Source organism: Nonomuraea basaltis (assembly GCF_005893125.1).
In the GTDB taxonomy this organism is placed as follows: Bacteria; Actinomycetota; Actinomycetes; order Streptosporangiales; family Streptosporangiaceae; genus Nonomuraea; species Nonomuraea basaltis.
Window position 1 is genome coordinate 1 of sequence record NZ_VCJS01000654.1, and the last position, 472, is coordinate 472.

The 472-nt window shown below is 69.5% G+C and carries 1 protein-coding gene; it reads right to left on the reverse strand.

The features are described 5' to 3' along the window. Positions 1-254 precede the first annotated feature (254 nt). The coding region (locus tag EJK15_RS69895; RefSeq protein ID WP_171075458.1) for a VOC family protein at positions 255-472 on the reverse strand (218 nt) is incomplete at its 5' end.

The window sequence follows — 472 nt, forward strand, 5'->3', positions numbered from 1 at the left end:
ACCACACGCGATCCGGCCCCGGTCGCTGCGCCACCGACGGGTTCGACACCCTGGCCGACGGCGGGACGCTCGGCACGTTCGGGAACCGCCGCGGCGTGCTGGGGAACTGCCCCTTTCGCCGTTACTTCGGGTCGAGCCGAGATAACGGGAATTCCGGCCATGGGTGGATCTTGAGCGCTCTGACCTGCTGCAACGTCGAGGGGTTCGAGCTCCGCCGTACGACTCGGGGCCCCCGAATAACTGCCGGCCTCCGCTCAGCTCTTCCGCTCACCCAGGACGCAGAACTCGTTGCCCTCCGGGTCGAGGAGGGTCACCCAGTGCTGCTCATCCTGCACGGTGTCGACGCGCCGGGCACCGAGGGAGAGCAGCCGGGCGACCTCGGCCTCCTGGTCGTCGGGGCGGAAGTCGGGGTGGAGCCGGTTCTTCGACGTCTTGCCCTCGGCGACAGGCACGAAGAGCAGCCCCGGCATCC